General features: G+C 62.3%; 7 protein-coding genes. All 7 read right to left on the bottom strand.

Annotated features, from left to right (window positions below; translation table 11 throughout):
• Positions 1-779 (bottom strand): sensor histidine kinase family protein (locus BQ17_RS01225; RefSeq protein ID WP_218067995.1); only part of this gene is annotated, 779 nt, incomplete at its 3' end.
• 4 nt (positions 780-783) lie between these two features.
• Positions 784-2,268, bottom strand: a complete 1,485-nt coding sequence (locus tag BQ17_RS01220) for an SAM-dependent methyltransferase (protein WP_176722237.1) — start codon at positions 2,266-2,268, stop codon at positions 784-786.
• 595 nt (positions 2,269-2,863) lie between these two features.
• On the bottom strand, positions 2,864-3,202 hold the full coding sequence (locus BQ17_RS01215; RefSeq protein ID WP_256091435.1) for a type II toxin-antitoxin system PemK/MazF family toxin: 339 nt from the start codon (positions 3,200-3,202) through the stop codon (positions 2,864-2,866).
• On the bottom strand, positions 3,189-3,407 hold the full coding sequence (locus BQ17_RS01210) for a hypothetical protein (protein WP_089723936.1): 219 nt from the start codon (positions 3,405-3,407) through the stop codon (positions 3,189-3,191). Before BQ17_RS01210 ends, BQ17_RS01215 begins: the two co-directional genes overlap by 14 nt.
• A 1,026-nt stretch (positions 3,408-4,433) precedes the next feature.
• Positions 4,434-5,723 (bottom strand): 2-oxoglutarate dehydrogenase complex dihydrolipoyllysine-residue succinyltransferase, encoded by a 1,290-nt coding sequence (gene odhB, locus BQ17_RS01205; protein WP_089723935.1) that lies wholly within the window; start codon positions 5,721-5,723, stop codon positions 4,434-4,436.
• Entirely contained in the window at positions 5,720-8,590 is a 2,871-nt protein-coding gene (locus BQ17_RS01200) for a 2-oxoglutarate dehydrogenase E1 component (RefSeq protein WP_089723934.1), read from the bottom strand. Before BQ17_RS01200 ends, odhB begins: the two co-directional genes overlap by 4 nt.
• A 281-nt stretch (positions 8,591-8,871) precedes the next feature.
• Positions 8,872-9,120: hypothetical protein (locus tag BQ17_RS22245; RefSeq protein ID WP_218067994.1), on the bottom strand; the 249-nt coding region annotated here is incomplete at its 5' end.

Raw genomic sequence — 9,120 nt, 5'->3', positions numbered from 1 at the left:
TTGACCGCCATCTGGCCGTGACCAACCCCCTGATAGATGCGTTCGAGGGACGTCTCATCCAGGGCCGCGGTCGGTCGCTCCGGGTGATAGACCGGCAGTTGGTTTTGGATGTTGTTGAGGCTGTGGCGGAGCTGTCCCAGCGGATTGCGCATCTCATGGGCGATACCGCCAGCCAAGGATTGCAATGCCTGGTTTTTCTCTAGGGCGACCTCTCCTTGCTTTTTCGTAAAATTGAACAGTATCGCGCATAGCATCGCCATGGGGATTGGGAGCATGTATTCGATGAGCTCGGTGGTCAGGACCAGGTGGCTGCCGGTGGTCCACACAAAGCCCAGATACCCGATCGCGATGCCCGCGACCAGGAAGAACGTCATCAGAAAAAGATTGGGAACAAATATTACGAACACGAGAAACATCATGGTCTGACAGACCAGCCACATCCCGGACAGGTCATTCATCAGCATCAGGAAGGTGAAGATAACGGGCAGGGTAAAGGTCAACCACAGATACCAATAGAGATTCAACCAGGGCCGGAATCCAACCGGGTAGTGTTTATAGAAGAGAAACGGAATAAAGCTGATCCCCGAGCCGAAGCGCAACCAGGCGGATTCATAGGGTTGGGGCAGAATGACCGTCCAGATCAGATAATAGAGCGGATGGCCCCACCAGCCGACATATCTGGCAACATCCAGCGTAAACTGGTTGCGTGCGTAATCCCGGCGGAGAAATTCGATCGATCTGGTGAACCAAGCGGTAATGACGGAACCTATGAAGGCCATGGTGTTAGCCCCTCCCCAATACACAAAAGTGATAGTGGTTATAGATCGCCTCCCCGATACCCAAGACGGATCCGGCAGCGGCGTCTTCCTTTATTTCGAGATGATATCGTCTTGCCAGCGGGCCCATGTCATCGAACCCGGTGACAAAGGGCTCCCCCAGCTTCCGCATAGCGTCAATAAAATCCTCCGCCTCGCGGATGCCGGTGGTCCCCTCGACGATCGCCTCGGACACATAATCGAACCAAAAGCGGGAACCGGGTGCCATGACCCGGCCGATGGCGCCGAAGATGCGGTCGATATGCCGGTCGCCAAAATACATGGAGCCGCCCTCCCAGATGAAGTAGGTAGGGACACTGGGATCAAAACGACCGCTCGCCGACAAGACCGCATCGATCACCTGGGTCTCCAGGTCGATCTCGAGATTATGGATCTGCCTATCCCTGGTGTAATCGAAGATCCGCCGGCGTTCATTCAGCATCACCGGCAGATCCAGGTCATAGATGGTGGCCCCTTCGAACTTCAAGCGCCAAAAGCGGCTGTCATAACCGGCGCCGATATTGACCACATTGAAGCTGGCCTGTTTCTGCGCGAACTCCCGCGCGAATTCCGTGACGTTCCGGTCCAGGTGCCGGGTCCTGCCCGCCACCAGGTGTTGCAGTTGCGGCGTGCCCATGCCGAAGCGCCTGGCCAGGGTAATGCCCTGCTTGCCCGCCAGCATAAAGGCATAGGGGTCGTCGAAGCGCCGCTCGGCCACCGGTCGCTCCTGCTCCAGGGCGCGCAGGCCCGCGATCAGCTTGGCGGTGGTCTTGGTCTTGTGCTTATAAAGCAGATCGATCCGCTCCAGGTCGAAGGCGTTCCGCTTCATACTCGCGAGGTCTTGCATCCAATAGGTGAAAGCGGCCTCCGCGACCAACTGGTCGCCATTGAACATCTCCACCGGGACCGTGGCCACCAGCTTCCGGCTGTTGGTGAATCGTTTCGCTAGGCTCTCCCATCTCGGCTTGTCGATGCGGGCCTTGCAGATCAGGTTGTGGCAGCTGGGGGCGTGCCAGCGGATCACGGCCTTGGCCCCCCACAGATAACCTGCACCATCGTCGACAGACGGCCAAAACCCGATGATGGGGACCAGATGCAGGAGGGAGGCCAAGGCCAGGCCGCCGGTATACTCGGCGGCAAGCAGCATCGAGGCCCCCTGGTGGGCAATATACTGATTCGACGCATTGGGGTTCAGGGGGAGCAGGGTCTGGGCATACCCGCGCTCGATGGCGGTAATCTTCCAGTCCAGAAAGTCCAGAAGGGGGACGGATTGACGAAAGGAGTCCGTCAAGGCGGCAAGGTCGAAGCGTTGCTCCTGATCGTGCTCCCAGGCATCGATGGAGTACAGCAGGAATTTGGGACTGAAATAGAGGTCCCTTGCCGGGTGACCGGCGCTGCCGATGGATGCGGCCGCCCCCCCCCGGCCCGGCTGTTTACGCGCGTCTTGAGGCATTACAGGGGGAGTTTCGGGCCTTACAACGGATTGTTTAAGTGAAGCTTCAGCCATGCAGCCCTCCGTACCGGGAGCACGGGCGGGATGCCGACTCCCGGTTGCTCACCCTTGGGGGTTGGGCCCGCGACTCGAGACGAATCGCCGGCGTGGTCCGTGCATTTTGGCACAGCCGGATGTCCATGATGTGGGATGGCTCTAGTACCAGGTTTCATCCAATTTTGCTGGTTGTCATTTCGAGCGAAGCGAGAAATCCTTGTCCCGATGAAGGAGGGATCTTGTGACTCTGTGGTTGTCTCATCGTCACAGATCTCTCCCTTCGGTCGAGATGACAGAGACTGGTTTTACCGAAAATTTTGCTGAAACGGGGTACTAGTCGGGATGCAAGAGACGGCAGGGGTGGAGATCAAACACCAATGCCGTTGAGTTAAGCCCCAAAGCCCCTCTCCCGGTGGGAGGGTGTCGCAAAAGCCCCCCTCCCGCCGGGAGAGGGGTTTCGATCACAAACGGTGCCGGTGACGCTTAACTCGACGGCATTGGACTGGAGTGCGCGCCGTGGGTACGGACCTCACCAGTCTCGCAGGCCCAAGACTGGTTGTTAACCGAAAATGTTTTGGAGGTTTCCTCTGAGCACGGTCTGATCTCTCTTCTTTAGCCATCCCAACGTCCTGACAACCAACTTCTGTTCCATCGTAAACAACACCGGCTTGATGGCCGAAGCCTTGAGCAGCCCGGCGGCTTGCCAGTCGTCGATGCCGATCTCGCCGAAGTCAGGCCTGGGCCTGAGCCGACTGGTCACCGCCATCAGAATCACATCCGACCTGGCCTGGTTGTAGGCGGCGCTGCTGACCACCACTGCCGGGCGTTGTTTACTGCCACGCTGATCGGTGAATGGAAAGCGCACCAGCACGATAGTGCCGAACTCAAAGCCGGTCATACTCGGCATCGTCGGGATTATCCCAAACAGCATTCAGGACCGGCTCCGAAGCGGCCATAGCCGACTGGGTCAATCGCCGGTCACTGTCGCGGTCGCTCAAGAAATCGATGAAATCTTCCACCTCGCTGATCCGCTCCGGCGAGAGCGTTTGCAACTTATGGATGACCTGCTCGATTAGTGGCGGTTGTGGCTGTGTCTGTACCATGGATGGTCTCTTTGAGCCGCTCGGCTCTGGTACCCCTGTGGCCCACAGGAGAAGGGGTCTGAACGATTTGAATTTTCAATGGTGCTCAATAGCCAAAGTCAGACCCGCGGGCTGGACCCTCCAGATGTCAACAGGCCATAACCCATTGATTTTAAACGGTAATCTGGATCGAGGGACGAGACCTAGGCAAACCAGGCTGGCCCGTAAACGCTGGGTTTCGTTCCTCGACCCGGCCCACTCCCGACGATCTTTTTTAGACCGCTTCTAAGCCTCAAGGCCCCGCTCCCGGTGAGGGTGTCGCAAAAGGCATCGATCTTCGCCCTTTGATCCCTTCTCCCCGGCCCCCTCGGTGGGAGCGGGGGTGCGGCTCGTAGGTTGGGCAAAGCCGCCAGGGATGGCGGTGTGCCCAACACACTGCTATTAGCCATGTTACACTTAAATGTTAACCACTACCCTGCCCTGTAAGACCTGCCATGCTCATCGCATCACCGATGCGGTTCGCGTCTCCTCGCAGTGCCACCCGGTAAGACCTGCCACGCTCGCCGCATCCTACACCCAACGTGAGCCCGTAGGTCAAGTCAGGCCCCGTGCCGACGCAGGAGGGAGCCTGGCCGCCACCCGACCGAGGTGGCTAATACGGCGGATGGCGCAGGCTTATCCGCCCTACGCGTGCTTACTGGGTGTGAGCCGCGTAGGATGGGCAAAGCAAGTGTTCGGCAAGGGTCCTTAAAGGTTTGATCATGCCACGGCGGTTCCCGAGCCGCGACTGTTTGTAGGATGCACAAAGCGAAGCGTGCCCATCAATCCCTAGCCGGATTTGATGGGCACGCTTCGCTTGCTACACCCTACCGCGCTGCCGCAGTTCGGGAACCTGTGCGGAACGGCCTAAACCTTGGACCATCTTGCCGGACGCTTGCTTTGCCCATCCTACGGACTGTCCCACAGGCCGCTCCTGATCGAAATTCATTGGAATGGTATCGTAAACAACACCGGCTGGTGCAAACTACTCGAGAGCATTACTCCCTCTCAAATCCTCAATAACAACCGTGCCGGGTCTTCCAGGGTGTCCTTGATGGTGACCAGGAACTGCACGGCGTCGCGGCCGTCGATGAGGCGGTGGTCGTAGGACAGGGCCACATACATCATGGGCCGGATCACGAGCTCACCCTGTACCGCCATGGGGCGGTCCTGGATCCTGTGCAGGCCCAGAATGGCGCTCTGGGGCGGATTGAGGATGGGGGTGGAGAGCAGGGAGCCGAAGACGCCACCGTTGGTGATGGAGAAGGTGCCGCCGGTGAGCTCCTCGTAGCTCAGGGTGCCGTCTTTGGCCTTACGGCCGAATTCCAGGATGCCCTGCTCGATGTCGGCCATGGTGAGCCGGTCGCAGTTGCGCAGGATGGGGACCACCAGGCCGCGGGGGGAGCTCACCGCCATCCCGATGTCGTAGTAGCCGTGGTAGATGATGTCCTTCCCGTCCACGGAGGCGTTCATGACCGGGAAGCGCTGCAGGGCCTCCACCACGGCCTTGACGAAGAAGGACATGAAACCCAGGCGCACGCCGTGGGTCTTCTCGAACTGGTCCTGGTAGCGCTTGCGCAGCTCGATCACGGCGCTTAAGTCCACCTCGTTAAAGGTCGTAAGGATGGCGGCCGTCTGCTGGGCCTGGACCAGGCGCTCGGCGACCCGGGCACGCAGCCGTGTCATGGGGACCCGCTGCTCCGGCCGCCCGGCCTCGCCGGTGAGGCGCGGCTGGTCTGCCGTGGAGAGGGGGGCAGGGGCGGTCGCATCCGGCTCGGTGGGCGGTTGGGCCTGGGCCTGTTCCCGCTTTTGGGCATCCAGGAAGGCCGTCACGTCTGCTTTCTGCACCCGTCCATCCTTGCCGCTGCCGGGGATTTCCGCAGGGTCCAGATGCAGCGCCTTGACCAGCCGCCGGGCGGCCGGGCCGAGCACCGGCTCCGTCGGTGTCGCCGCTGCTGCCGCTTCCGCCGCTGCCGGGGGGGACGCCGGCTCCGTGACGCCGCCTGTTTCGATGCCTGCTTCGGCGCCTGCTTCGGCGCCTGCTTCGGCGCCTGCTTCGGCGCCTGCTTCGATTAGGGCCAACAGGGTATCGGCCTGGACGGTCTCGCCCGCCGCTACCTTGATCTCCCCGAGTACGCCGGCGATGGGGGCAGGGACCTCCAGCACCACCTTATCCGTCTCCAGGTCGACCAGATTCTCTTCTCTGCGCACCGCCTCGCCCGGCTGCTTGTACCAGGCCAGTACCGTGGCGTCGGCAATGGATTCGGGCAGGGCGGGGACGCGCACTTCAGTGCTCATACGGGGATCCTGCGATTCATGCTCGGGTTGATGCGGCCGGTGAGGGCCTCGTCGATCAGCTGCTCCTGCTGCTCGACGTGGACTGCGCGCAGACCCACGGCAGGGGCGGCCGACGTGGGACGCCCCACATAGAAGATCTGCCCCCCTTGGGGCCGGAGGGGGACGAAACGGTGCTTGATCTGGTCCCAGGCGCCCTGGTTCTGGGGCTCCTCCTGGCACCAGATGAGCTGCCCGGCGGCGGCGTAGGGCGCGATGGCCTCCCGGAGCAGCTCGGTCGGGAAGGGGTAGAGCTGCTCGATGCGCAGGATGGCGGTATCGCCGATCCCACGGGTACGACGGGCCTCCAGCAGATCATAGTAGACCTTGCCGCTGCACAGGATGATACGCACCACCTGGGCGGGATCCATGGGGTCCAGCTCGCCGATCACGGGTCGAAAGCGGCCTTCCGCCAGCTCGTCCAGACTGGAGGTAGCCAGCCGGTGGCGCAGCAGGCTCTTAGGCGTCATGACGATCAGCGGCTTGCGATAACCGCGCAGCATCTGGCGCCGCAGGAGGTGGAACATCTGGGCCGGACTGGTCGGGACGCAGACCTGGATGTTGGACTCGGCGCACAGCTGCAGAAAGCGCTCCAGGCGGGCAGAGGAGTGCTCGGCCCCCTGGCCTTCCATGCCGTGGGGCAACAGCATCACCAGGGAACAGCACAGATCCCACTTGGTGCCGGCGGAGGTAATGAACTGGTCGATGACCACCTGGGCGACGTTGGCGAAGTCGCCGAACTGGGCCTCCCACAGGGTCAGGGCGTTGGGCTCGGCGGTGGCATAGCCATACTCGTAGCCGAGCACCGCCTCCTCCGACAGGATGGAGTCGATGGCGATGAAATCACCCTGATGCGCGCCCAGATGCTGCAGCGGGGTGTAGCTATTGCCGGTGGCCTGATCGTGGATGACCGCGTGGCGGTGAAAGAAGGTGCCGCGACCACAGTCCTGCCCGGACAGGCGGACCGGGAAGCCGGCATCGACCAGGGTCGCGTAGGCCAGGTTCTCGGCAAAGCCCCAGTCCACCAGTTGGGCCCCGTTGGCCATCTTGCGGCGCTCGTTCCAAAGCTTGGATACCCGGGGGTGGAGCTCGAACTGCGGGGGCACCGCGAGCATGCGTTCCGCCAGCGCCTGGAGCTGCTCACGCGCGACCCCGGTATCCGTGGGATGGTCCCAGGGTACGATCCGGCAGTCCTTCCAGTTCACCCGGTAGGCATTGTCGAGCCCGCACATGACCGGCCGGGCGACCACCACCCCCTGCTCGATCGAGGTCCGGTAGTCCTCGATCATGGCCACCGCCTCCTCCCTGGATAGGATGCCGGCATCCGCCAGGCGGTCCGCGTACCGGGCGCGGGGGGTGGGGTGGGCGCGGATCTTCTTATACATCATGGGCTGGGTGACCGCCGGCTCGTCCGCCTCGTTGTGACCCAAGCGACGGTAGCAGATCAGGTCGATGATCACATCCTTATGAAACGCGTTGCGGAAGTCCAGCGCCAGCCGGGTGACGAAGACCACCGCCTCCGGGTCGTCGCCGTTGACGTGGAAGACCGGGGCCTGGACCATCTTGGCCACATCGGTGCAATGGAAGGTCGAGCGGGTATCCAGCGGGTTGCTGGTGGTAAAGCCGATCTGGTTGTTGACCACCACATGGATGCTGCCGCCGGTGGCAAAGCCCCGGGTCTGGGACAGGTTGAGGGTCTCCATGATCACCCCCTGGCCGGCGAAGGCCGAGTCGCCGTGGATCAACAGGGGCAACACCTGCTCGCCGGCGGAGTCCCGACGGCGGCGCTGGCGGGCCCGCACCGAGCCCTCGATCACCGGGTCGATGATCTCCAGGTGCGATGGGTTGAACCCCAGGGCCAGATGCACGGCCCCGCCCGGCGTATCCACATCGGTGGCGAAGCCCAGGTGATACTTGACATCCCCCGCCAGCTCCTGCCAGTCGGGCAGGGGGCGGCCCTCGAACTCGTCGAAGATGTCCTGGGGCGGTTTGCCCAAGATGTTGGTGAGCACATTGAGCCGACCGCGGTGGGCCATGCCGATCACGATCTCCTTGATCCCCTTGCGACCGGCGCGTTGGATGAGCGCGTCCAGCAAGGGGATCAGGGCCTCCCCCCCCTCCAGGGAGAACCGCTTCTGGCCCACGTAGCGGGCGTGCAGATATTTCTCGATGCCTTCGGCGGCGGTGAGCATGGTCAACAGCCAACGCCGGGCGGCGGCGTCGAGCTCGGGCTGCGCCCGGCCGCCCTCGAGACGCTTCTGGAGCCAGCGCTTCTCTTTGGTACCGGTGATGTGCATGTACTCCGAGCCGACCGTCCGACAGTAGATCTCCCGGAGCAGAGCGATGATATCCCGCAGCCGCATGCGGTCCGGGGCATACAGGGAGCCGGTGTGGAAGACCTGATCCAGATCCGCTGCCTCCAGCCGATGATAGGCCGGGTCCAGATCCGGGATCGCGGGGGGCTCGCGCAACCGCAAGGGGTCCAGATCGGCGATCTGGTGACCACGGAAACGGTAGCCATTGATCAACCGCAGGACCGCCGCCTGCTGCTCCGCCGCCGCCGGCTCCAGGCGCTCGGTGGAGCGCGCCAGTGCCCGCCCGCGGCTCTCCTGGGCCAGGCGCAGGAAATTCCGGCGCACGGGTCCATGGGGAATTTCGGGGGCGGGGACCTCGTCGGCCGCCTCCGGACGCATGGCATCGAAGCGCACCCGCCACGCGAGATCCACGCCCTCCGGGTCCTGCAGATAACGTTCGTAGAGATCCTCGATAAAGGCGGCATTACCGCCGTACAGGGCGGTGGAAGCGCGGAACAGCTCGAGCAGGGCACTCATGACGGCAGGTGCGGCGGTAACGCGGGACCAGCATGTAATAAAGTCTTAATTATAGCAAAGAGATAGGGGAAAATAGCGGGAAATGACTTTAGGCGGAGCGAAGGCCTATACAGCTTCCCGAAGACATGCCTTATTAAACCACAGAGAACACAGCGGACACTGAGAAGGGAACCCGTCAATTCTCTGTGTCCTCTGTGGTTCAAAATCAAACCACAGGACCCTAGGGGGAAAGCCGGTTTTTCCTACAGGAAAACACGGCTCAAACCCAAGCTTCCCCGCACTCACAGTGGGGGGAGGACCGTAGGGCGGGTCAGGCGCGTGCGCCGGACGCCGCGCTTGCTGCGGCGGTGGGCACAGCCCAGCCTATGCGGCACGAGCCGTATCGAAGAACCACGGATACACACGGATACACACGGATCGACACGGATCGGCCAGATCCGGGTCCCGAATGGGTCCATATCCGTGTCCATCGGTGTCCATCCGTGGTTCTCTGGGTTGGGACAACCGCAAGGGGTGAGGCATCCGGCGGA

Origin of the sequence: Candidatus Thiosymbion oneisti, from assembly GCF_900092655.1 — a bacterium.
Taxonomy (GTDB): domain Bacteria; phylum Pseudomonadota; class Gammaproteobacteria; order Chromatiales; family Chromatiaceae; genus Thiosymbion; species Thiosymbion oneisti.
The sequence above is the reverse complement of the archived record's forward strand: the minus strand, read 5'-3'. Positions and strand labels throughout refer to the sequence as shown.